Genomic DNA, 22,940 nt, shown 5'->3' on the forward strand with positions numbered 1-22,940 from the left:
ACAACACCGAACGCATCCAACAACGACTAAAGGGCCTGACCCCGATGCAATATCGGAATCAGACCCTTGAACCCCTCACCGCCTAGAATTAAACCAGTCCAACTTTCGGGGGCTAGTTCAATACCGGCGAGGGGATTTTCTCATTGCTCAGCGAAGTTCTAGTCCAGGCCAAATAGCTCCCGCTGGAATTGCGTGGGGTTCTTCAGCCGCTCGGCGTCCGGCAACTTACCTGGCAGGGTGGTGCCCTCCGCAAACGGCGCACCCGGCAGGTGGTCGCGGCCATGGGGCTGCGCCAAGCCCGAGAGATCCGGTCCGGCCGGGACGATCTGCGTGGGATTTACCTCGCGGTGCACGATGTAATAGTGCTGCTTGATCTCCTTGAAATCGGTGGTATCGCCGAACCCAGGGATCTGGAACAACTCGCGCAGGTAGCCGTAGACGTTCGGCATCTCGCTGATCTTGTTCCGGTTCGTCTTGAAGTGCCCGTGGTAGACAGCATCGAAGCGGATCAGGGTGGCGTATGCCCGGATGTCGGTCTCCGTGATGTGCTCGCCCAAGATGAACCGCTGGTTTGCCAGGCGCTCCTCCAGCCAATCGAGGACCTCGAATACATCCTCATAGGCTTGCTCATAGGCATCTTGTGACGCCGAAAACCCAGCCCGGTACACGCCGTTATTGAACTTTCGGAAGATGAAGTCGTTGATCTCCTCCATCTCTTCCCGCTGCTCTGCCGGTGGAAGCAGGTTGGGAGCGCCAGCTCGCTGGTACTCGGTCCACTCTGTTTGGAAGTCGCGGACGATCGAATTGAAATCGTTGGTCACGACCTTGCCGCTTTCTTCCTCCACCAGCGCCGGCACGGTGATGCCCCGCGGGTAGTCCGGGAAGCGCTTAAAGTACGCATCCTGCAGGCGGGGGATCTGCAGTACGGGGTCGACGCCACCCGGATCCAGATCGAAAGTCCAGGAGCGCTTGTCGTGGGTAGGGCCCGCCAGCCCCAGGGAGATCACATCCTCCAGCCCCAGCAGGCGCCGCACGATGACCGCTCGGTGTGCCCACGGGCAGGCGCGTGCGGCGATGAGGCGGTAGCGGTTCGGCTGCACGGTCCAGTGCAGCGCGTCACCAGTGCTTCCACTGTTGCCATCCCCGCCGGCAGGCTGCGGTTCCTCGCCGGTCACGGAAGCAACGATGCGGTCGCCGATGTAATTGGTATCCCGCTTGAATTCGCCGTCCGTCGAGGCATTTTGGGCATCGCCGGCCCAGTCCTTCTGTGATTCTTTCTGAGCTTCCGTGGCCATGCCCTTCCTCCCTGTTGTTCGCCCTATCTAGCGTTAGGCTTCGCCGATCTCTGCGAGAACTTCCCGCATCAGCTCCGCCGCCTGGGTGGGTGTTTTACCCACTCGCACACCAGCTTCCTCCAGCGCGACCTTCTTTGCCTCGGCCGTGCCCGAGGAACCGCTGACGATGGCTCCGGCATGCCCCATGGTCTTGCCCTCCGGGGCAGTGAAACCTGCGACGTAGCCCACCACGGGCTTGGTGACATTCTTCGCGATGTACTCGGCGGCGCGTTCTTCAGCATCGCCACCAATTTCGCCGATCATGATGATCGCCTTGGTCTCCGGGTCATTTTGGAAGGCCTCGATCGCATCGATGTGGGTCGTGCCGATAATCGGATCGCCGCCGATGCCAATGCAGCTGGTGAATCCCACATCGGAGAGCTCGTGCATCACCTGGTACGTCAGCGTGCCGGACTTGGATACCAGACCGATCTTGCCAGCCTCACCGGCGGAATCAGAGGGGATAATGCCCGCATTGGACTGCCCGGGAGAAATGATGCCAGGGCAGTTCGGCCCGATGATGCGGGTCTTGGAGTTCTTCGCCAGGGCAAAGAAGCTCGCTGTGTCGTTGACCGGCACGCCTTCGGTAATGAGCACAACCAGCGGCATCTCTGCCTTGATTGCCTCTTCTGCCGCAGCCTTGGTGAACTTCGCCGGAACGAAGATCACCGAGACATTCGCGCCGGTCTCCTCCATTGCCTCAGCAACGGAGGCGAAAACGGGAACCTGCTTGCCGCCTTCGAAGGTGACCGTCTGTCCGCCCTTGGAGGGGTTCACTCCGCCGACAATGTTGGAGCCAGAGTCCAGCATGCGCTGGGAATGCTTCATGCCCTCCGAGCCAGTCATTCCCTGGACGATGATCTTGGAATCGCGATCTAGAAAAATAGCCATAATTTTCAGTCCTCTACCTGTTGGAATCCGTGATGCTTATTTGTTCTGATCAGCCTGGGAAGCCAGCTCCGCGGCCTTGCGCGCGGCGCCGTCCATCGTGTCTTCCCGCTGCAGATTCGGCAGGTTGGCATCGTCCAAGATCTTCCGGCCCTCTTCTGCATTGTTGCCGTCCAGTCGGACAACGAGGGGCTTCGGCTCGATTCCTTGGGTGTGCAGGATCTTGTAAGCCTGAATGATTCCGTTGGCAACCTCATCGCATGCGGTGATTCCGCCAAAAACGTTGACCAAGATCGACTGGACTTGCTCATCCGCCAGGATGACCTCCAAGCCATTGGCCATGATCTCGGCATCGGCACCGCCACCGATATCCAGGAAGTTGGCGGGCTTCGGCGAACCGGGGAATTCCTCGCCGGCGTAGGCGACCACATCCAGGGTGGACATCACCAGACCGGCACCGTTGCCGATCACACCGACCGAACCGTCCAGCTTCACGTAGTTCAAGCCCATCATCTGAGCCTTAAGCTCCAGCGGATCGGTGGTGTTGTGATCCACCAGCTCGGAATGCTCCGGGTGGCGGAAGTCTGCGTTGTCGTCCAAGGTCATCTTGCCGTCGATCGCCAGCAGCTCCCCGGAATTGGTCTTGACCAGCGGGTTGACCTCAACCAGCGTGGCATCTTCGCCAACGTAGGTCTCGTAGAGCTTCTGCAGAACGGGTACCAGCTTCTCCACATCGTCTGCGGGGAAGCCGGCATCTTCTGCAATTTCGCGGGCAATGGAGTCCGTCAGCCCCTCCAGCGGGGAGAAATTGCGGCGGACGAGCGCCTCCGGCCGCTCCTTGGCCAGCTTTTCGATGTCCATGCCACCCTCGCGCGACAACATGGCAAGGTACTGGCGCTGCGTGCGGTCCAGCATGATGGAGAAGTAGTACTCCTCGGCAATGTCCGCCCCCTCGGCAACCATGACCTTGCGCACGGTGTGCCCCTTAATATCCAGCCCCAGAATGTCCTTCGCCGCCGCGGCTGCTTCGGCCGGCGAGTGGGCCAGTTTTACACCCCCGGCCTTGCCGCGGCCGCCAACCTTCACCTGGGCCTTTACGATTACGGTGCCGCCTAGCTTCTCAGCAGCCCGTTCGGCTTCCGCAGATGATGTAGCAACGATGCCCTGCAGGACAGGTACGTCGTAGTTTTCGAAAAGATCTCGAGCTTGGTACTCGTATAGATCCACTTGAATTCTCCATACAGTCTGTAGGTGGGAAAGGTCAGAATATGCGACGAGCCCACTTATGACCTACCTCACTTTGGAGGCAACTTTGTGAGCTCTCAGAAACCATCGTAATGAAAAAATGCATACTCGACAGAAAGCGCTGCTAGCTATCGTCCAGGGCGCGCAGGTAGAAGCGGCGGATAAGAGCACGCCGCGGCAGGTCGAGGACTGGGCGCAGCACGGGGAAACGGGCTGGCTGAGACTTGGCGTCAATAAGAAAAAGAACCCTTCCATCCTGCAACCGCTCGAGGGTGAAGGTCTCCTCGCCCCGCTCGGCGTGGCCGGGGAGGGTGCCATAAGTAAAGCCGCAGCGGCCGGGCGTGGAGAAAGTATCGACAACCCTGCAGTGGAACGTCCACGGCCCGAAGCCCAGTGCGACCTCGGCGCCAGTCTCCACGACCTCGTGGGTGGGGTGCACGCGGAACAGGCCGCTGCGCTGCACACTCCAGCGGAAAAGCCTGGCCGCGGCGGCATCAAAGTCCGCATTGATGACCCGCGACATGTGTAGCTCGGGAAAGCCGTCGGTCGAGGTATAGGAGAGGGGAGTCATAGAAAGCCCCAGGCTACTGGATGTGCCCGGCGATCTGCGCGTGCTCCGGCACGTAGGGAACGAAACCCTGCACATAGGCACCCATGGCGATCAGGGCGTTGACTCTTTCCCAGATCGGCGGGTGGGTAGCGGAAAAGTTTCGTTTCTTCGTCATGGCGCGCTTGAAGACGGACCCCTTCTTGCCTGCGTCGGAGTTGTGGAAGCCCTGGATGATGTCCTGCTCCGGCGCGTACAAAGCCAGGGAGCCGGGTGTGCCGTACATGGAGTTCTGCACGGTTGAAGGGTTCGCCTGGTGGAACGCGCGGATAGTGATCAGGGCTTGCGCCAGTGCGGTGGGGTTACGGCACAGGGAGACACCATGGCTATCGGCCTGTTGCTCGCGGTGGCGAGACATGTAGGCCCGGGCGATATTTGCAAGCGCTGGGGCTGCGAGGATAACGCAGAAGGAGATCAGCAAGATCACGATGGCAGCTACGGCATTTCCGCCACCGTTCGAATTGGAGCTGGAGCGGCTCCGGTTGTTGTTGCTGAAACTGCCGTAGATAAACACCGACTGCAAGATGGAAATAACAGATGCGATGGCCACCAGCTGCGTCATCACGCGATTATCATCGGCGGTCAGGTGGCTCATCTCGTGGGCGATGACGGCCTGCATCTGCTCGCGGTTCAGCAGGTACCCAAGCTCTTCGGTAACGACGATGGTGCCGGTGTGGGGCTTGTTGCGCTTGCCTCCCAGGGCGTAGGCGTTGGGCACGCCGGTGCCGATGAGCACATAAACCTTCGGCGGGGAGGGCAGGCCTGCGGCGATCGACATCTCTTCCACGATGTTGTAGACCATGCCCTTTTCCACCTTGCGCTTCTCGCCGCCGATGGCGGAGATCACGGTCTTGGTGGAAAAGAAGTACGAATACAGCAGGATCAGCGCGGCAACTGGGATGGCGACCCCGGCGGAGATCAGGATGACCTTGCCCAGGGTGTTGTAGTCCAGGTCTCCGCCCTGGATGCCGACGTAGGCTGCGCAGGCGCAGGCCACGATGGAAAGCTGCAGCACCAGCACGTTCGCAATCCACGCGACGGCGACGCCTTTGCGTAGCTGCGAAAGCGATTCGTCAAAGGTTCTTGGCTGGTTGGACATTGTCCGTTATCCGTCCTTTCAGCACTTTCAGTGCTCACGAGTCCTGCCCGCTAGGTGCGACGCTTAAGAAGCGGAAGTGGCATTGAGGGGGCGGGGCAGGGCAAGAAAGCTAGAAAGAAACGTCCGGAGCCTGGCGCTTGGACTCTTCCACCTGGAAGAACCCGAAGGGCTGGAAGCCGTGCACGGAAGCGACGATGTTGGTCGGCACGGACTGGATTGCGGTGTTGTAGGCGTTCGTGGAGGAGTTGTAGTACTGGCGGGCGAAGCCCACCTTGTTCTCGGTGGAGGCGAGCTCCTCCTGCAGTTGCTGGAAGTTGCGGGAAGCCTGCAGCTCCGGGTACGCCTCGGCGGTAGCGCGCAGCGTGGCCATGGTGCGGCCGAATACAGCGTCGGCCTGGGAGGCATCCTGCACGCTGCCGGTCGCTTGGGCGCGTTCGGTGGCGGTGCGTAGCTCGGCGATGTCGTGGAACACCTTGGCTTCGTGGCTGGCGTAACCCTTGACGGTGGCCACCAGGTTGGGGATCAGGTCGCCGCGGCGCTGCAGCTGGGTATCGATTTGGGCGTAAGCCTCGTTAACCGTGTTCCGCTTCTTGACGAGGCTGTTGTACATGGCGAACCAGATGATGGCGAGGACTACGAGGATGGCGAGGATGACAACTGCGATGATCATGTAAGCAATACTTCCTTGGGAAACTCTTGAACGTACCTATCTAGAAAAGCTCAGCGCGTGGCGGTTAGGTAGCGAACCGCACAGGCTAACAGTATTGGAATGTATTATCGCCAACGTTTGTTCCCGGCGCAGGCGGGGAAGTCGAAAAATTTTTCTTGCTAAGGCTGGCTAGGGTGGGGGCATGCCTACAAACTCAAACCCGATGGTCGAACGTCAGCTTTCCCACCGCACGATCAGGGAGTTCACGGATCAGCCGGTGGACGACCAGACTCTGGAAACCATCTATGACGTAGCCATGCGCACGGCATCTTCCCGCGGGATGCAGCAGGCCAGCATCATTCGCGTGACGGATACGCAGCTGCGGGAACGCCTGGCGGAGATCGGTAACCAGGAGTACGTCCGCCGCGCGCCGGTGTACCTGTTGTTCCTGGCGGATACGGCGCGGAATGCGCAGATCTTGCGGGAAAACGGGGGCGACCCGCGGGCCGCCGGACGCACGAAGGCTTTCGTGGAGGCCTTCACCGACGCCTGCCTGATGGCGCAGAATGTGGTGAACGCCGCCGAGTCCTTTGGCCTGGGCGCCAATTATCTGGGCAATATTCACAACGACACTGCCGGGGTGATTGAGCTGCTTCAGTTGCCGCGCTACACCTTCCCGGTGGTGGGGCTTACCCTGGGCTGGCCGAACCAGGATCCGCAGCTGAAGCCCCGCATGCCGCGCGATTTCCGCGTGATGGAAAACGGCTACCAGACCAGCGAGAACCTGACCGCCGACCTGGCGGATTACGATGCAGAGATGCGGACCTACTATGACCTACGCAACGCCAACCAGCGCGTGGATAGCTTCACCAACCAGGTCTTGAAGAACTTCCCCTTCACCCGTGACAGCAACGATGACTCGCTGCAAGCCGCGCGCTGGCAAGGCTTTATTGTTTAGTGCTTTTTCTTCCTGTTTTCTTTTTTGACGCCCACAGCGTCACCCGCGCCTAACCTCAAATTAACCTGACGTTCAGAAACCTGGGTTAGTATCCGCAGGAGTTTATAAAACTATCGCAATAGTCGCCGGGCGGGCCTGGAAGCTTGGCGTCAAAAAGAATTGCAGGACGAGACTTCAAGGGTGAGAGAAAAAGTGACCAAGAACAAGAGCCTCAAGATCACGATGGCCACTGTGATGGCTACGACCATGTCCCTTTCCGCAGTGAATGTGGCGCCGGCGGTTGCAGTGCCGACCGTGCCGACGATCGCGGGTTCCGAGGGAGTACCGGGTTACCCGCACCCGGTGCAGCACCCGGGCGCCCCAACTCCGCAGCCTTTCGGCCCGGAGTACCTGGGCGGCTACATCTCTGACATCAGCTCCCACGGCTACGGCGTGTACCTGGACGTCGTCGACGGCTTCAACGATGTGCGCGCCAACCACCCGGCAATCATGCAGCAGAACCTGGACAAGGTTGTGAAGATCAACAACGCTGCGCAGAGCAACCCGTCTGCCATCCAGCGTGCGCAGAAGGACGCCCGCGCGGACAAGGCGGGCGTGATGGATGCGTTCTCCGACTCGCTGGGTGCCGAGCTCGGCCGCCACTTCCGCGACGCGCTGCGTGAGAACCGCCTGCCGAAGACCCAGTACCTGTTGGGCAACGGCTACCTGGCACGCGCAGGCGGAGTTGCATCCTCCACCTTCGTGGAGAAGATGGTTTTCGGTTACGACCGCCCGTTTGTGGTCGCTCCGGAGCGCATCAAGAAGTACGAGGACGGCCAGAACAAGTACTACGGCACCTCCAAGTCCTACCCGTCCGGCCACACCAACCAGGCCGTGTGGTCCACCACTCTGCTGGCTCTGACCCTGCCGGAGCTGGCCCCGCAGATCCTGGCTCGCGGTTCCGAGGCTGGCAACAACCGCGTTGTCATGGGCGTGCACTACCCGCTGGACGTCATGGGTGGCCGCATGTCCGGCACCGCCGCTGCCGCTGACCGCTGGAACGATCCGAAGATGCGCGACGCAATCCAGCAGGCGGGCAAGGAGCTGCGCGCGGAGCTGGAGTGGCGCGCGGGTCGCCCGATCGCGGAGGTCATCAAGAAGGACAAGCCATACCGCTCCACCGATCAGGCTGTGCGCGAGTACACCGACCGCATGACCTACGGCTTCCCGAAGATCTACCGCAAGGATGCGCCGATGATCGTGCCGCAGGCCGCACCGGATCTGCTGCTGCCGAAGTTCCCGAAGCTGAGCTACAACCAGCGCGCCTCCATCCTGCGCCAGACCGCCATCCCGTCCGGTTCCCCGCTGGACGATCAGGGCCCGCGCGGCTCCTGGCAGCGCCTGAACATGGCTGCCGCATTTGCCGCAAAGGTCAAGGTCAACGGCGACGGCAGCGTCACCGTCCTGCGCTAGTTGGCAGATAGCTGGCGGCTAATCGTCAGCTAGTCGGTGCCGCGCAGCGCGAGGCGGGGGAGCAGGGGTAACCTTGTCCAAATTGTTACCACTGTGACGCATGTGAATCCCCGCTTCTGCGCTAGGGTTAGGTTCATGTCAGCCGCATCTGTATCCACTCAAAACCCAGCTGGGCGCTCCTTCCGCAGCGCCATTCGTCGCCGCCTCGGAGCCCTTGTGGCGGGCGTGGCGCTGGCCGCCTCCGCCGTTTTCGGCTCGGCCTTCACCGCGCCAGAGGCCACCGCCGCGCCCGCGGGTTCCGCAGATGCATTCCTACAGGCCACCGGCCAGCCCGAACCGCACCGCGTTCCGGGCCACTACTTCACTTCTCCGGGCATTCCGCAGGCTCAGCGTGCCGCGGCGCCCAGTGTTCTGGCCGGGCCTTCCATGCCGATCTACGTTGGCAACAACATCTGCACTCTGGGTGTGGTTGGCTACGACAAGGCCGGAAACAAGGTGGGCATCACCGCAGGCCACTGTGGTGGCCCCGGCACCCCGGTTATTTCTATGGACGCCGAGGGGGCTGGCCAGATCGGCACCGTCGTCCGCAACGGCTACCCGGATTACGCCGTGATTAAGTTCAACAACAAGGTGCGCCTGACCCGCGGCTACAACAACGTTCACCTGAACGCCCTTGGCGGCCCCACCCCGGCCAGCCTGCAGCAGATGTGCAAGACCGGTGTGGCTACCGGAGTTTCCTGCGGCCCCATGCTGGCCATCTCCGGGCCGTTCCTGGTTTCCCACCTGTGTGGCTCTATGGGGGATTCGGGCGGCCCGATCTACGTCGGCAACCGTCTGGTCGGCATCGTCAACGGAGGCGTGGCCAACCTGCCTTCCTGCACCACCCCGCTGCAGGGGCCGCTGCACGCGCCGACGGCCGGTGCGGCGTGGAACGTGATCGCCGCGGACCTCAACGCGGCCGGCGGTGTGGGAGCCGGATTCCGCCTGGCCTAGTCCAGTTCCGGCGGGCCCCAGCTGACCCTTAGCCCAAGCGCCCTCTGCCTAGCTGCAGCAGGGCCTTTGCTATTTCTACGCCCTCTGGGCCGAACTCCGCGCGGAACTGGTTAATGATGGCGACCTCGCGGGTATAGACCAGCTTCGTGCCACCGGAACCCAGGCGCGTCTTACCGATTGCTTTCGATACCTCGCTGCGACGGTGGATCGCGTCGATGATGACGCGGTCGAGGCGGTTGATCTCCTCGCGGTAGGATTGAATTTCTGAATCCGACAAGGGATCGTCCGTGCCCGAGGGCATGCGGACGGTGAACTCGTTGGGCTTCGACGAAGCCGCAGAATCGTTGTCGCTCATGCGTTGTATTCTACCGCTAGTCCGGAAGCCGAGATCCGCAAGAGCCCCCCGGAGAGAGGCGCCAGCGGGTTTCGGGAGATTTTTGAGGGAGCACAAAGGGAAACATGAACAACCAGCACGATCCGTTCGCCGACCTGCCGCTGCCTGAAGAACCGACGCTCTTCGACGATGAGGTTCCGCCACCGGAGGACGAGCTGCCGCCGGAGGGGTACGAAAGCGTGCTGGCGAACATGCACTCTGATAGTCCGCAGCCTGTCCCGCAGCCAACACAGCCGCACCACACACCGGCGCAACCGCGCAGGGATGCTGGGGCGGTCGCGGGGGAGAAGGGGCGTCACAAAGAAAAGCTCCTCGAAGGGCTCAACCCGCAGCAGCGGCAGGCCGTCGAGCACATGGGCAGCCCGCTGCTGATCGTGGCGGGCGCGGGCTCCGGCAAGACGAGTGTGCTGACGCGCCGTATCGCGTACCTACTGGCAAACGGGGTGGCGCCGTGGCAGATTCTGGCGATCACCTTCACTAATAAGGCGGCGGCGGAGATGCGCGAGCGCGTTGTGGACATGGTCGGGCCGCAGGCGGAGCGCATGTGGGTCTCCACGTTCCACTCCTTTTGTGTGCGCGTGCTGCGCGCCAATGCGCACCTCGCGCCGGGGCTGAACACGAACTTCAGCATCTACGACTCGGATGATTCCAAGCGCCTGATGACGATGATCATCAAGGATGCCTCGCTGGATCTGAAGGAGTTCTCGCCCCGTGGGGTGCTGAATGTGATCTCCAATTGGAAGAACGAGCTGGTCGGTCCGGCCGGGGCGCTAGAGGAAGCGCAGCGCGACTCCAACCCCCACACCGCCCAGATCGCCACGCTGTACAAGACGTATCAGAACCGCCTGCGGGCGGCGAACGCGGTGGACTTCGACGATCTGATCGGTGAGGTTGTGGCGATCCTGAACAACAACCCGGACGTGCGCGAGCACTACCGGCGCCGCTTCCGCCACATCATGGTCGACGAGTACCAGGACACCAACCACGCGCAATACGAGCTGGTGGCAGCGCTCGCGGGTAAGGGGAAGGCCGAGTGCGAGTTGTGCGTGGTGGGCGATGCCGACCAGTCGATCTACGCCTTCCGCGGCGCGACGATCCGCAACATCGAGGAGTTCGAGCGCGACTACCCGGATGCGCACACCATCCTGCTTGAGCAGAATTACCGCTCCACCCAGAAGATCCTTTCCGCTGCGAACGCGGTGATCGACCGGAACCAGGGCCGCCGCCCGAAGAAGCTGTGGACGGATTTGGGTGATGGCGAGCTGATCGGCGGCTACGTTGCGGACAACGAGCACGACGAGGCGAACTTCATCGTCGAGCAGATCGACGACCTGGTGGATAACGAGGGCTACTCCTACGGCGACATCTCGATCATGTACCGCACCAATAACGCCTCTCGTGCGATCGAGGACGTGCTGGTGCGCTCCGGCATGCCGTACAAGGTCGTCGGTGGTACGCGCTTCTACGAGCGCCGCGAGATCCGCGACATCGTGGCTTATCTCAAGGTATTGGATAACGCGGACGACACGGTGGCGCTGCGGCGCATCATCAACACCCCGCGGCGCGGTATCGGGGATAAGGCCATTGCACAGGTCACTGTTCACGCGGAAGGCCAGGGAATCGGTTTTTCGGCTGCTCTTGGTGACGCCGCCGCGGGGAAGGTGGCTGGCCTTTCCGCACGCGGCCGCAATTCCATTGGCAAGTTCCTGGAGATGATGGACGCGCTGCGGGCGGAGACAGAGTCTATGGTGATGACGGCCTCAGACGGGTCCGGCCTGGGACTGCCCGACCTGGGGCGGGTGATCTCCGCGGTGCTGGATGTGACCGGCTACAAGGAGCTGCTGGAGAAGTCCAACGACCCGCAGGACGGTGCGCGCCTGGACAACTTGAACGAGCTGGTGAGCGTGGGGCATGAGTTCTCGCAGGAGTCGGCGAACCTGAAGGCGTACGAGGAGATGCCGGGGGGCAGCGGTGGGAGCGACGGTGCCGACGACAGCGCCGAGAACAGTGCCGACCCTGCCGACGCCATGCTCGCCGAAGGTGAGGCGCCGCTGGGCAGCTTGCAGGCTTTCCTGGAGCGCGTGAGCTTGGTGGCGGACGCGGACCAGATTCCCGCGGACGAGCAGGACATGGTGACTCTCATGACGTTGCACACCGCCAAGGGGCTGGAGTTCCCCGTGGTGTTCCTGACCGGCTGGGAGGACGGACAGTTCCCGCACATGCGCGCCCTGGGCGACCCGATGGAGCTGGCCGAGGAGCGCCGCTTGGCCTATGTGGGCATTACCCGCGCGAAGCAGCGGCTGTTCCTTACCCGCGCGATTACGCGCAGCGGTTGGGGCGCGCCAGTGAACAACCCGCCGTCGCGCTTCTTGTCCGAGGTGCCGGAGGATTTGATGGAGTGGATCCGCGAGGAGCCCGCCCGCTTCGGCAGTGGTGTGGATTCCGCCTGGGGTGGCGGTGGCTATGCCGATGGCACCAGCTTCGGCGGCTCAGGCGGCTGGGGTGCGGGATCCAGCGGCTGGGGCGGCCAGTCCTACCGGAAGCCGGCGAAGAAGTCGAAGCCTGTCTTCGGGGCCGGAGCGAAGAAGAACCAGGATCTGGACTTGGCGGTGGGGGACAAGGTCAACCACGACAAGTACGGCCTGGGCACGGTGAAGAGCGTGGACGGTAGCGGATCGCACACGACCTGCATGATCGACTTCGGCAGCCAGGGCACGGTGCGTCTGATGCTGTTCGGCGGCGTGCCGATGGAGAAGCTCTAGACCCCTGGGGGCTGTGGCGGCACGCCCGAGCAGGCGTGTTGCTGGAGTGACGAATGTGGCTAATGTTGCGCAGAAAATATTTTCTTAATGTAACGTAACAGCATCCTCTTTCGATGGGTTAGGCGTAACTAGAAGGGTATTAATGCAGAACAATCAACAAGTGACTTCCAAATTGCAAGACCTTAAGCACCTGGGCGAGGCCGCCTGGGCGGAGACCCACGCTATTGCCACTGGCCTGGGAACTGCGCTGAAATCGGGCGTAGTCGTCAGGGGTGGCGGGGTTAAGGGGAAAGCCAAGCTGGTCGAGAGCATCGCCCGCTACGGCTTCACCGCTGGACGTCAAGCGTGGTACGCCGCAGAAGTGGCGCCGAACCGTACGGCCATCATCGATGACATCGGCGAGCGTACGTATGCGGAGGTTCGTAGCGATTCGCTGGCCTTCGCCCGCGCACTGCAGCGTATGGGTCTGGGACCGGGAAAGAATATTGCGGTCATGGCCCGCAATTCCCGCGTGGTCGTCTACGCGCTGGTCGCCAAGGGATTCATCGGGGCGGACATTAGCCTGCTCAACCCGGCTTCCAGTCCAGTCCAGCTGCAGAAGAGTATGGATGAGCTGGATGTTCACACCATCATCATTGATGAGGAGTTCGCGGACAGGCTGCCCGCGGACTATTCGCGCGCCAAGGTGATCATCGGTTATGCGGAGGATCTGGAGAACCCGCAGGCTCCGAACCCGGAATGGAAAACCTTCCAGCAGGTCATTGACCGCGCCCCCTCCGAGGCGGAGGAGAAACTGCCCACGATCCCGAAGCGTGGCTTCATCACCATCTTGAGCTCCGGCACCTCTGGCACCCCGAAGGCCGTAGTGCACCGAGAGCCGCCGATCCCGACTCCGCTGGCGGATCTTGTCACCTGGATCCCGTGGCGGGCGGAGATGATGATTCAGCAGACCGCCTCCATGTTCCACTCGTGGGGCTGGGCGAACCTGAACCTGATTTTTGCCCACCGTGCGACAGTGGTATTCCGCCGTGACTTCGACCCTGTTCAGGCAATGGAAGATGTAGAGCGCTACAAGGTCAACGGCATCATCACCTCGCCCATCTTCATTAAGGAACAGCTCAAGGTCGCGCAGAACGGCGACTACGACGCTTCGTCGATTGAGTTCATCGTGTCCTCTGGTAACGCCATGCACGAAGATCTGCTCCGCGGCCTGCACAAGCAGTTCGGGCCCGTGGTCTGCAACTTCTACGGCTCCACCGAAAACAGTGTGGTCGCCATTGCGAAGCGAGAGGAACTGGTCGAGAACCCGGCTCTCGCCGGACGGCCGGTTCGCGGCGTGCGCGTCAAGATTCTGGACGACGACGGCAACGTGCTGCCGCCGAACACCCCGGGCCGCATTTATGCCCGGGGCACCATGACCATGCGCCGCTACGCGCACACGCGCGATCAGATGAAGATCAAGCACGGCCTGCTGGAGATCGGCGACCGTGGGTACCTCGACGAGGAAGGTCGCCTGTTTGTGCTCGGCCGGGCGGACGACATGATCATCGTCGGTGGAGAGAACGTGTATCCGCGCAGTGTGGAAGAGGTGCTGGCGCCAATGCCTGGCATTCGAGACCTCTACGCGAAGGGCGTAGACGACGAAGAGAGCTTCAAGCGCATGGCGGTCTGGATCGTGCGTGAAGACAACCCGGAGGGCGAGGCGCTGACCAAGGAGTCTGTTCAGGAATGGGTCAGGGACAACCTGGCGGAACACTCCGTTCCACGCGAAGTCACGTTCCTGGATGAGCTTCCGCGCAACCCAACTGGTAAGGTCATGCCGGCAAAGCTTCCGAACAGCTAACATTTTCGATTCTAGATCGATAGCCTTAGTACGGCATAAAAACACATACGGGAGAAACTGATGAAGAAAATTGCACGCATTCTGACTGCGGCTGTCGCCGTAGCGGGATCTGTCATGGGTCTGGCGCCTGCTGCCCAGGCTGCCCCGGGAAACACCGTGCTGCTCGGTGATTCCTACTTTGCTAACACGACGCTCAACCAGATTATTGACGCCAAGCGCGGTGGCGCGCGTGGTTGCATCAAGGGCAAGTTCCGCGTGGCCACTGAGCTGCAGCGCCTGACGGGCGCGCACGTGGATGACTACTCCTGCAACGGCAAGGAGCTGTACCTGGGCCGCGAGCCGCTGGAGGCTCGCCTTGATCAGGCTATCCGCGACGGCAAGCTGAACCGCTACACGCGCAACGTGCCGATCATGGTTGGTGCAAACGACACCTACCGCACCCTGGATCCGATCAACAATCACGCAGCGGCTCGTTCCTACGACCGCCTCGCTAAGAAGATCAAGCGTGCTGCTCCGAACGCTCGCATCCAGTTCGTAAGCTACCCGCACCTCACGAACGATCGTGCAGGCCTGTGCCTGATCCGTCTGAACGGTCTGCCGCCGATTCAGGCTCCGTTCCCGATCGTGAAGGAAGCCGAGCGTCAGCTGTGGCGCCAGGCTAACGATGCCGCCAAGCGCAACGGTGGCGTTTTCGTTGACCTGCACCGCTCCACCCGCGGGCACGATACCTGCCAGCCGGGCGGTAAGGCTTGGGTTGCCGGAGTCATCGATACCCAGACTCCGCACTACAACCTGACTCTGCACATGTCCCACGACGGTGTGACCAATGCGGCTAAGCAGATCGGCGCTGCTCTGAAGTAAAACTTCGGAAAGCCTCGGCTTCCGGGGTGGGGGATCCCCACCTCGAAAGCCAAAGTCGCAGGAGGCAGGCGAAAAACCTCCCGACCGCCTTTACAGAGGCAGTCGGGAGGTTTCCTTTGTGGTTCTAGCTAAGCCTTAAAGCTGGATGCCTCGCTCGGCGAGCCAAGGCTTCGGGTCGATAGCCTCGCCACCGTTCGGGCGAACCTCGAAGTGCAGGTGGGAGCCAGTGGAGAAGCCCAGGGAGCCCATTCCAGCGATCTTCTGGCCGCTGGTTACACGGTCGCCAACCTTAACGTCCAGGGTGGCCATGTGGCCGTAGACGGTGACGGTGCCGTCGTCGTGCTTGATGCGGATCCAGTTGCCGAAGCCGGAAGCAGGGCCGGAGTCGATGACGGTGCCGTCGTGGACTGCACGGATGGCGGTGCCCACGGCGTTGGCTATGTCGACGCCGTAGTGGAAGGTGCCCCAACGCGGGCCGAAGCCGGAGGTGAAGGTGCCCTCGGCGGGCTTGACGAACTCGGGCATACGGGCAGCCAGGTCAGCCTCGGTGCGCTCCTTGGCGAAGCGCAGGGCGGAGTCGAGCTGCTGAGACAGATCGGAAACCGGCTTAGCCTGCGGAACCTCGAGGATCTGCGGAGCCTCGTTGGCGGTCGCCTGAGCGTCCGCCGGAGCTGCAGAGCCCTGAGCACCCTCGCCCTGGGCGAGGATGGTGGTGTTCTCGGAAGCCAGGGCGATGTCGTCCTTGGAGTTCTGGGATGCACCGGCGGTAGCGCCGGCAGCGCCAGCAGTAGTCACAGCGGTGGTGGCGACGGCCACGAGCGCGAAGCGGCGCTTCGCGGTGTGCTCCTGCTTGCGGTGGATGCCGGTACGGCTCGCTTCAGTAGTGTTTCGCACTGTCCTAGTAACCCTTTGACCTAATCGATGTTTCTTAACAACTGTCACATGTGATTTCGCACTATCGCTGTCGCTCCTCCTCGAGCCTCACGGTTGGGGCTTGAGTCTGTTGCGAAAGCAATTTGTAACCACTTTGTTATCAACGGAACGTAACACTATCGGTTTGGCAACATTGCGGCAACTAAATCGGTCAAAAATAACGCTTTGGTTACATTGCGGGGGTAGTGGAGTCAGTCTTATCTGGCTATAAGGATGCATTCCCCCTGTTCCAGGCGATTTTTTACTGGTTATATGGCGATCAAACCCCGCTAGTGATCTTGGTTACGTTACCCTCAAACCCTCAAGTATTACCTTAAGTGCGTCGGCGCTAAAGGGGGTAGAGAGGGTACGGCGTGGGTGTAACGGGGGTGCAGTCCGGACGCAGGGTGAATGCTAAACGGGCGTAGAAGGGGGGGCCTAGAAGGTGGGTCAGTCCGCCAGGTAGCTGCCACTGTTAGGCACAATAGGACGGGTGAGTAAAGATTCTGCTGCCCAACGACCCGGATCCCGACGATCTGCGTCTTCCCGACGCCCCGGCTCCAGCCGCACCAGGCGGACGTCGGCTGCCAGCAGTGCAGACAGAATTAAAGGCACTGGCAATAAAGGTACCGGCGCCCACATCTCCGAAGGCTCGGGGCACGAACGCTTTGTAGCGGCGAAGCCGACCGGCGCCACGAACGCTAAGGCCACTCCGAAGGCCAAGTCCAAGGCCGCCGCAGATGCGTCGGCTGGCGGTGTGAAGGCTGCGGTCGCGGACTGGTGGTCGAAGTGGAAGCCCCACGTCAAACGCTTCGGCCCCCAGCTAATGATTAATCACGCTGTAACTCTGGGCGTCATCGTCATCATCGCCGTACTCATCGGCATCGGCGCAGGGTTTAATAAGGTGCCCGCCAGCATCGCCTCGATGTGGATGGTGTTCAACCTGGCTCCCATCGAGATGGCGGGGGCGAAGCTGGGCTTCGTGCCGCTGCTGCCCGCGCTGGTGTTGGTGTGGGGGCATGCGAAGCGTGCGACCACGGTGCTGGGCAATTCGATAAGCGTGCGCGGCCTGCGGGTATTCACCACATTAAGCCTGCTGATTCCCATGCTGCTGACGTGCATTGCGTGGGTGATGCTGTGGGATGCCTCCAGGGTCTACGACATCACCCCGCCGAACCTGCTGGTGGCGCTGATCTCCACGGCGCTGGTGAACGGCGCTGCGATTGTTATCGGCATGCGGGCCCGCGTGTGGCGAGCACTGTTGCTGCGCCGTGGTTGGTCCACGTGGCCGGTGGAGTCGATGCTGCTAGCCGGACGCTTCCTCAAGTGGATGGCCGCAGCCGGTGCCCTCGCCGCTGCCGTATATCTATTGACGAACATGGAGGCAGTCGGCAAGGCCTACGAAATCACCTCCTCCACTATGGGTGTTCTGGGGCTGACCTTCGTCGCGTTGCTGTATGTGCCAAATGTGGTGGTCGCGGCGATGGCGGTGCTGCTGGGCGGCGAGTTCCACGTCGGTAACGGCGCGGTCAGCCTCTTTACCGCCAACAACGTGAACCTGCCGCCGTTGCCGGTCTTGGCGGCGGTCCCCAACGATCAGATTCCTTTCGGCGCTGTGCTGCTGGCCGTCCCCGCTTGTGTGGCGGTCGCGTGCGTTTACACGTTCCTGCGTGGCCGCACTTATGTGGAGGCGCCGCTGCTGCAGGGCGTGGGGGCTGGTGCCTGCGCCGGGCTGATCGGCTTCTGCACCTCCTGGCTGGCTGGTGGTGAGCTGGGCGTGTACGGGCGCGCGGGTGCGGTCGAGTGGCTGTTTGCTGTAGAGCTCGCTGCCTGGCTGTTGGTGCCCGCCGCCGTCATGATGTTCTTCACGGCCCGCCGTGGCGAGTCTGTGACTGAGGACATCCCGGAGGCCGAGGTTGTGGAGCCTGGCGCATCCCAGCAGGCTCAGACTGAGACTGAGCATGATGCCGAGGCAGGCGCTGACGATGCTGACGATGTAGCGGACGGTGCGGAAAGCACGGATACTGACTCTTCTGAAGATGACGCCCCTACGGAGGAACCGGAGGACGGGGAAGATGGGGGCGTCACTAAGAAAGAACGAGAAGATCTAGCAGACACAGCAGACACAGAAGACAAAGAAGACACAGAAACAGAGGAAGAAACAGACGATGAGGATAGTGATTCTGGCGAGCGGGACGGGGACTCTGCTCCAGAGCGTGATTGATAACGTCGACCGCTCGCGGGTGGAGATCCTCGCCGTGGGTAGCGACCGACCATGCGAGGCGCTGGAGCGCGCTGAGCGCGCGGGCATCGAGAACTTCCTGGTCGAATACGTGCCAAAGCAGACCGATCGGGAGAAGTGGAACGAAGAGCTGGCGGACAAGCTCGCCAGCTACGAGCCCGACCTGGTGGTGAGCGCCGGCTTCATGCGCATCATCGGCCCGAAGGTGGTCGAGCGTTTTGAGGGGAAGATCATCAACACCCACCCGGCGCTGCTGCCCGCATTCCCCGGGGCGCACGCCGTCGAAGACGCACTAAATTACGGTGTTCGCGTAACCGGGTCTACAGTTCATGTTGTAGATAGTGGCGTGGACACGGGGCCGATCATCGCCCAAAAGGCGGTGGAGGTCGCGCGGGACGACACGGTCGACAGCTTGCATGAGAGAATCAAGAAGGTGGAGCGCACACTCTTGGTAGAGGTGCTGCACGATTTTCAAGAACAGGGAACCTTCTAGGAACGAAAGGCCAGGATCCAAAACCATGAGTGATGGCACCACAGCAACCAACGGCGCAGACAAGAAGGAAATCCGTCGTGCGCTGATCAGCGTGTACGACAAGACCGGCCTGGAGGAGCTAGCCAAGGGGCTGCACTCCGCGGGCGTGGACATCGTCTCCACCGGCTCCACCGCCAAGAAGATCGCGGACGCCGGAGTGCCCGTGACCGAGGTGGAAGCGCTGACCGGATTCCCGGAGGTGCTGGAAGGCCGCGTGAAGACGCTGCACCCGCGCGTGCACGCGGGCATCCTGGCCGACACCCGCAAGGAAGACCACCTGAAGCAGCTGGAGGACCTGGATGTTGAGGCCTTCCAGCTGGTTGTTGTGAACCTGTACCCGTTCACCGAGACGGTGGCTTCCGGCGCTGATTTCGATGCCTGCGTGGAGCAGATCGACATCGGTGGCCCGTCCATGGTGCGCGCCGCCGCAAAGAACCACCCGTCCGTGGCCGTTGTGGTGGATCCCAACCGCTACGAGGACGTCGTGGCCGCCGCCAATGCCGGGGGCTTCACCCGCGCCGAGCGCACCGACCTGGCTGTGGATGCGTTCCGTCACACCGCCGCTTACGACGTGGCCGTGGCAACCTGGATGGGCGAGCAGACCGCCGCGCAAGCCGGGGCAGACGCGGAGTCGGATGCAGGCGTGCAGTTCCCCGAGTGGATTGGCGCCTCCTATGAGCGGGCCAACGTGCTGCGCTACGGCGAGAACCCGCACCAGGCTGCGGCGCTGTACTCCGACGGCACCGGCCTGGCCGGCGCCAAGCAGTTCCACGGCAAGGAGATGAGCTACAACAACTACACCGACGCGGATGCTGCTTGGCGCGCCGCGTGGGATCACAAGCGCCCGACCGTGGCCATCATCAAGCACGCCAACCCGTGCGGCATTGCGGTCTCCGACGAGTCCATCGCCGATGCTCACAAGAAGGCACACGCCTGCGACCCGATGTCCGCATTCGGCGGCGTGATCGCAGTGAACCGTGAGGTCAGCGTGGAAATGGCCAACCAGGTAGCCGAGGTATTCACCGAGGTCATCATCGCGCCGGGCTACGAGGAGGGCGCAGTAGAGGTCCTGTCCCAGAAGAAGAACATCCGCATCCTGCAGGCGGATGCTCCGAGTGAGGAGCCGGAGCTGCAGGGCCGCGAGATCTCCGGCGGCCTGCTGGTGCAGCAGGTGGACGCCATCGACGCCAAGGGCGACGACCCGAGCAACTGGACCCTGGCCGCTGGCGAGGCTGCCGACGAGGCCACCCTGCGTGAGCTGGAGTTCGCATGGCGCACCGTGCGCGCGGTGAAGTCGAACGCCATCTTGCTGGCCAAGGATGACGCCACCGTAGGCGTGGGCATGGGCCAGGTAAACCGCGTGGACGCTGCCAAGCTGGCCGTGGAGCGTGCAAACTCCCTGGCAGGCGACGAGAAGCGCGCCGAGGGTGCAGTTGCGGCCTCGGATGCCTTCTTCCCCTTCGCCGACGGCTTTGAGGTGCTGGCTAATGCTGGCGTCCGCGCAGTTGTGCAGCCGGGCGGCTCGGTCCGCGACGCGGAGGTCATCGAGGCGGCGGAGAAGGCGGGCGTCACCATGTACCTCACCGGTGAGCGCCACTTCGCGCACTAGAGTGCGCACTCGGGGTGAGCGGGCTTAATGGTTCGCTACCCGCGAGGCCGGGAGAGCGCCTAAAGTTGGATTAGTTTAAATACTGACAAGACGTTTCAACGCAGGAGTTCCCCGGTTATGTCTAACGAGCACCCCACTGATCCCGGCGTCGGAAAGAACAACCCAGACCAGCCGGAACCGCCGCAGTACCGCCACAACGAGCAGGGTGCGGGGAGGAATCAGTGGCAGGTGCCGTCGAAACAGAGCGGCGGCTCGGGTGCACAGGGGACGCAGGGGGATCAGAGCCAACAGCGCTGGCAGCAGTGGGAGGCTTCGCAGCCGCCCCAGAACCAGCAGCAGAACTGGCAGGGGCAGCAGTACCAGCAGCCCCCGCAACCCCAGTACCAGCCCGACCAGCAAGCCCAGCAGTACGCCTACGCGCAGGAGCCGGAGAAGGAAAGCAAGTTCCTGCCGATCCTAGGCGTCGTGCTGGCTGTGCTTCTTGCCCTTGCCCTGGTCGCGGGCGCGGCATATTACATGGGCTGGATTGGCGACAAGGACGGCACGGAAGGCAGCGACGGCAAGGCTGCGAGCAGCTCCTCCCAGTCGCAGGGCGAAGAAGGCGAAGGCGCTGACGACGAGGATGCGGCCGCGGAAAACGAAGACGCCGCAACCGACGACGAGGAAGAAGCCACGGACGACGAGGAGGAGTCCCGCCCGGCTCATCCGAAACTGCCCTCCGGCGCGGCGCCGGCCAACAGCGCAGCTGAGGAAGGCAAGCCTGCGGGCGACTTCAACAACGTTTACACCGGCAGCGACCTTACTTCTAAGCCTTTCGCAGTGGCCGTACGCGATGCTTTTGTGACCCACTACCTGGATACCGACAGGACAAACGGCACGGTTTCCGCGTATTCGTCCGTCACGGGGCAGACCTACTCCATGAAGTGCAGGGATAACGGCGAGTACGTGACCTGCACCGGAGGCAACAATGCCATCGTTTACATCTCCTAGCCCCAGCCCGCTTCGCCGCGGTCTGGTCGCCGCCGTGCTCTGCGCTGCGAGCGCTGCCGTTGCGGGTTGCACGATTGGGGATGTAGAAAGGGATGACGCCACCGTCTCCGATCCGTCCACTCCAGCCAAACAGGACGGGAAGCCGAAGTCACGTGGTCCGCAGCCGACCACTGGGGCGTCCACACCGGAAAAACCGCAGGAAGAGCAGCACGGAGAGCTCGGCTACGACGGTACTGCAACCATTGCGGTGGCCGGGCTGGGTGGCGCGGGGGAAACGACCGTAGCTCCGTGGTCGACCGCGAAGGTGCCGATCGCGATCGCCGTGCTGCGGAAGGATCCGAGCCTGCAGGGCGCGATGACACAGGCGATCCAGAACTCCGACAATGCGGCGGCGGAAACGCTATGGGGCTCGCTGGGATCCCCGGAGCAGGCTGCGGAAGCGACTAGCGCGGTGATCCGCGAGGGCGGCAGTAGTGCGCGGGTGGAGTCCCAGGTGGTGCGCCCGGGGTTTAGTTCCTTCGGGCAGAGCGATTGGTCGCTGAGCGCGCAGGCCGATTTCGCCTCTCACCTGCGGTGTATTCGGGGTTCGGAGCCGGTGGTTTCCGCCATGGGCAACATCGGCAACGGCGGGGGCTATGGGTTGGGGACGATCCCGGGAGCGATCTTCAAGGGTGGCTGGGGGCCGAACGCCGCGGGCGCGTATGGGCTGCGGCAGTTTGGGCTGATCCCGAAGTCTGATGGCGCGGGCTCGGGCTATGTGGCCGTTGCCATCGCCGTGGAAAGCCCGGATGGCAGTTACGAGGCCGGGCAGGCGGAGCTGACGGCAGCGGCGGAGTTCCTGCGGTCGAAGGTGGACAGCCTACCGGAGGCAGCCTGCTAATCGCCCAGAAGGTATTCAGTTAGCGACGCTTAACCAGTAGGGTGTTGGTTATGCGTTCTCATTATCTGGCCGAGCCCGCCACAGAAGGACTGTCCGCGCGTGCCGCGGCGAAAGAACAGCGACGGGTGGAGCTGCTGCGCGCAGCTGCTGAGATCATGTCCGATAAGGGGTTCCACGGAACCCGCCTGGAAGAGGTCGGGCACGCCGTGGGGGTCTCCGGGCCGGCGGTGTACCGGCATTTTTCCGGCAAAGAAGAAATCCTGACGGAGCTGATGACGGGCATTTCGGAGCACCTGCTTTCCGAGGCGCGAAGAATCGTCGACGGCCTGGTGGATCCGCGCGAGCGCCTGGCGGTGCTGATTGACTTCCAGGTGGACTTCGCGCTGTCCCAGCCAGAGCTAATTCGCCTGCATAACCGCGAGCTTTTCCGCATGGGGGAGGAGGGTCGTGGCCGTGTGCGTTCCGCGCAGGGAAGCTATTTGAAGATGTTTGCGGAGGCGCTGGGGGAGATGGATCCGCGCTACAAGGGAGAGGCGGGCCGCATCACTGCGCAGCTGGTGATGGGAATGATTAACTCCTCGGAGTTGACTCGCGGCTGGGCTTCTGCCGCGTTGGTGCGGCGGCAGACGGTGGCTGCGGCGCGCGCTGCTGTGGGGTTGGCCTAAGGCGGGGTACTGCTTTCGGGGGTAG

At 62.4% G+C, this 22,940-nt stretch carries 21 protein-coding genes; 13 read left to right on the forward strand and 8 right to left on the reverse strand.

The annotated features are described in order from the left end of the window. Nucleotides 1–86, forward strand: an 86-nt coding sequence (locus tag MHX52_RS07300; RefSeq protein WP_239317516.1) for an IS3 family transposase, incomplete at its 5' end; no start/stop codon positions are given. Nucleotides 87–158: 72 nt separating this feature from the next. On the opposite strand, the gene MHX52_RS07305 is transcribed toward MHX52_RS07300, so the two are convergent. From MHX52_RS07305 to MHX52_RS07330, 6 genes are all read right to left on the reverse strand, one after another. Continuing rightward, nucleotides 159–1,295, reverse strand: a complete 1,137-nt coding sequence (locus tag MHX52_RS07305) for a glutathione S-transferase family protein (RefSeq protein WP_239317427.1) — start codon at nt 1,293–1,295, stop codon at nt 159–161. Between the two features lie 33 nt (nt 1,296–1,328). Next, a complete protein-coding gene (sucD, locus tag MHX52_RS07310) occupies nt 1,329–2,225 on the reverse strand; it encodes a succinate--CoA ligase subunit alpha (RefSeq protein WP_049050360.1) in 897 nt (298 codons plus the stop codon). A 36-nt stretch (nt 2,226–2,261) separates the two neighbouring features. Next, complete coding sequence (gene sucC, locus MHX52_RS07315) at nt 2,262–3,449, reverse strand: ADP-forming succinate--CoA ligase subunit beta (RefSeq protein WP_049050361.1); 1,188 nt, start codon at nt 3,447–3,449, stop codon at nt 2,262–2,264. A gap of 142 nt (nt 3,450–3,591) precedes the next feature. Next, a complete protein-coding gene (locus MHX52_RS07320; protein ID WP_049050362.1) occupies nt 3,592–4,038 on the reverse strand; it encodes a DUF1990 family protein in 447 nt (148 codons plus the stop codon). A 13-nt stretch (nt 4,039–4,051) separates the two neighbouring features. Beyond that, entirely contained in the window at nt 4,052–5,173 is a 1,122-nt protein-coding gene (locus MHX52_RS07325) for a M48 family metalloprotease (protein WP_239317429.1), read from the reverse strand. Between the two features lie 109 nt (nt 5,174–5,282). Then, nucleotides 5,283–5,843: a LemA family protein gene (locus MHX52_RS07330; RefSeq protein WP_239317431.1), complete on the reverse strand. Its 561-nt coding sequence runs from the start codon at nt 5,841–5,843 to the stop codon at nt 5,283–5,285. 181 nt (nt 5,844–6,024) lie between these two features. Here MHX52_RS07330 and MHX52_RS07335 point away from each other — a divergent pair, with 181 nt between their 5' ends. From MHX52_RS07335 to MHX52_RS07345, 3 genes are all read left to right on the forward strand, one after another. After that, nucleotides 6,025–6,780, forward strand: coding sequence for an NADPH-dependent oxidoreductase (locus tag MHX52_RS07335; protein WP_239317433.1), 756 nt, complete (start codon nt 6,025–6,027; stop codon nt 6,778–6,780). 192 nt (nt 6,781–6,972) lie between these two features. Further along, nucleotides 6,973–8,232, forward strand: a complete 1,260-nt coding sequence (locus MHX52_RS07340) for a phosphatase PAP2 family protein (RefSeq protein ID WP_239317435.1) — start codon at nt 6,973–6,975, stop codon at nt 8,230–8,232. Between the two features lie 135 nt (nt 8,233–8,367). Beyond that, nucleotides 8,368–9,225, forward strand: coding sequence for a S1 family peptidase (locus tag MHX52_RS07345; RefSeq protein WP_239317437.1), 858 nt, complete (start codon nt 8,368–8,370; stop codon nt 9,223–9,225). Between the two features lie 28 nt (nt 9,226–9,253). Here the strand turns inward: MHX52_RS07345 and MHX52_RS07350 are convergent, their stop codons facing one another. Continuing rightward, nucleotides 9,254–9,580 (reverse strand): chorismate mutase, encoded by a 327-nt coding sequence (locus MHX52_RS07350; protein WP_034988095.1) that lies wholly within the window; start codon nt 9,578–9,580, stop codon nt 9,254–9,256. Between the two features lie 104 nt (nt 9,581–9,684). Here MHX52_RS07350 and MHX52_RS07355 point away from each other — a divergent pair, with 104 nt between their 5' ends. The 3 genes from MHX52_RS07355 (at nt 9,685) to MHX52_RS07365 (ending at nt 15,085) form a co-directional block, all read left to right on the forward strand. Continuing rightward, entirely contained in the window at nt 9,685–12,381 is a 2,697-nt protein-coding gene (locus tag MHX52_RS07355; protein WP_239317439.1) for an ATP-dependent helicase, read from the forward strand. A 160-nt stretch (nt 12,382–12,541) separates the two neighbouring features. After that, nucleotides 12,542–14,224, forward strand: a complete 1,683-nt coding sequence (locus tag MHX52_RS07360; RefSeq protein WP_239317442.1) for an acyl-CoA synthetase — start codon at nt 12,542–12,544, stop codon at nt 14,222–14,224. Between the two features lie 60 nt (nt 14,225–14,284). Further along, entirely contained in the window at nt 14,285–15,085 is an 801-nt protein-coding gene (locus MHX52_RS07365; protein ID WP_239317444.1) for an SGNH/GDSL hydrolase family protein, read from the forward strand. Nucleotides 15,086–15,220: 135 nt separating this feature from the next. On the opposite strand, the gene MHX52_RS07370 is transcribed toward MHX52_RS07365, so the two are convergent. Next, entirely contained in the window at nt 15,221–15,979 is a 759-nt protein-coding gene (locus tag MHX52_RS07370; RefSeq protein ID WP_070487971.1) for a M23 family metallopeptidase, read from the reverse strand. A gap of 511 nt (nt 15,980–16,490) precedes the next feature. On the opposite strand from MHX52_RS07370, the gene MHX52_RS07375 reads away from it, so the two are divergent. The 6 genes from MHX52_RS07375 to MHX52_RS07400 all read left to right on the forward strand — a co-directional run bounded on the left by MHX52_RS07375 (nt 16,491) and on the right by MHX52_RS07400 (nt 22,915). Further along, nucleotides 16,491–18,221 (forward strand): DUF6350 family protein, encoded by a 1,731-nt coding sequence (locus MHX52_RS07375; protein ID WP_239317446.1) that lies wholly within the window; start codon nt 16,491–16,493, stop codon nt 18,219–18,221. Then, on the forward strand, nt 18,166–18,732 hold the full coding sequence (gene purN, locus MHX52_RS07380; protein WP_035004515.1) for a phosphoribosylglycinamide formyltransferase: 567 nt from the start codon (nt 18,166–18,168) through the stop codon (nt 18,730–18,732). Before MHX52_RS07375 ends, purN begins: the two co-directional genes overlap by 56 nt. A 25-nt stretch (nt 18,733–18,757) precedes the next feature. Continuing rightward, nucleotides 18,758–20,380, forward strand: coding sequence for a bifunctional phosphoribosylaminoimidazolecarboxamide formyltransferase/IMP cyclohydrolase (gene purH, locus MHX52_RS07385; protein WP_035004514.1), 1,623 nt, complete (start codon nt 18,758–18,760; stop codon nt 20,378–20,380). Between the two features lie 117 nt (nt 20,381–20,497). Continuing rightward, the gene (locus MHX52_RS07390; RefSeq protein WP_239317448.1) at nt 20,498–21,370 is read left to right on the forward strand and encodes a hypothetical protein; all 873 of its coding nucleotides are present in this window, start codon (nt 20,498–20,500) and stop codon (nt 21,368–21,370) included. Beyond that, complete coding sequence (locus MHX52_RS07395; protein WP_239317450.1) at nt 21,348–22,250, forward strand: hypothetical protein; 903 nt, start codon at nt 21,348–21,350, stop codon at nt 22,248–22,250. The genes MHX52_RS07390 and MHX52_RS07395 overlap by 23 nt, the downstream gene beginning before the upstream one ends. A 50-nt stretch (nt 22,251–22,300) precedes the next feature. Next, nucleotides 22,301–22,915, forward strand: a complete 615-nt coding sequence (locus tag MHX52_RS07400; protein WP_239317451.1) for a TetR/AcrR family transcriptional regulator — start codon at nt 22,301–22,303, stop codon at nt 22,913–22,915. Nucleotides 22,916–22,940 lie beyond the last annotated feature (25 nt).

The organism is Corynebacterium sp. ACRQJ (genome assembly GCF_022346045.1).
In the GTDB taxonomy this organism is placed as follows: Bacteria; Actinomycetota; Actinomycetes; order Mycobacteriales; family Mycobacteriaceae; genus Corynebacterium; species Corynebacterium evansiae.